This is a genomic window from Geobacter sp. OR-1 (genome assembly GCF_000813145.1).
In the GTDB taxonomy this organism is placed as follows: Bacteria; Desulfobacterota; Desulfuromonadia; order Geobacterales; family DSM-12255; genus Geoanaerobacter.
In genome coordinates, this window is sequence record NZ_BAZF01000061.1 from 1 (window position 1) to 872 (window position 872).

1 protein-coding gene is annotated in these 872 nt (G+C 56.5%); it reads right to left on the reverse strand.

Annotated elements, in window-relative coordinates; translation table 11 throughout:
* On the reverse strand, nt 1–844 hold an 844-nt coding region (locus OR1_RS20475; RefSeq protein WP_160295295.1), incomplete at its 3' end, for an Ig-like domain repeat protein.
* Nucleotides 845–872: the final 28 nt, after the last annotated feature.

An 872-nucleotide genomic window follows, 5' to 3' on the forward strand; every position in this document is an offset into this window, starting at 1 on the left:
TCGTGCTCTTGGTGAGCACCAAACCAGTAAGGTCTTTCTTATCAACCGTCTGCACCAACGGGTCCGACGTGGAGGCCGTATAGTTCGTGCTGCCGCTGTACGTTGCCGTGATATTCGAGCTCCCGGCCGGCAGGGTCGTTGTGGCAAGAACCGCTTTCCCGGTTGTTGTGTTGACAGCCGCTGGCGCACCAAAGTTGACACCACCTACCTTGAACTGAACCGTACCACTGGCTGTCGACGGCGTTACCGTGGCAGTCAGCGTCAAACTCTGACCATAGACCGACGGATTGAGATTTGATGCCACGGCAACGCTTGTCGCTGCCTTGGTTACTGCTAAACTGCCAGCGACCGTCTTAAAGCTGTAATTGGCTGCCCCAATTGTCCCCAGTACGGGGGTGATGGCATAACTCCCCACAGCGCTAGATGCAGTCGCCGCGGTCGTGGTGGTCCCCAGGCCCCCAGTGAGCACACTGCTGTCATCCCCATTCACGTAACCGGTGATGGTCGCCGTGAGTGCAGGATTGACCGTCCCGTATACCTTGCTCTTGTTGTCCGCAGTTACCGTCAGTACCGCCTTCGTGATCGTCTGAGACAAGTCGATAGAGGTTTTCCCGTCTATGTTAGCATCACCGCTGTACTCCGCGCTTACCTTGTAGGCAGTTGACCGAACCGTAAGATCGCTTATCGCTGCACTGGTTGCCACCCCGTTCACAACCGCAACCAGCCCACCTTTATTCACACCGTCCACCTTGAACTGCACCTGCCCCGTCGCCAGAGCAGGCGTTACTTTGGCTGTGAATGTCACCGCACTCCCGTATACCGATGACAGTTTGCTGCTCGTCACCGTAACACCTGTCGTTGTCTTGGTGATC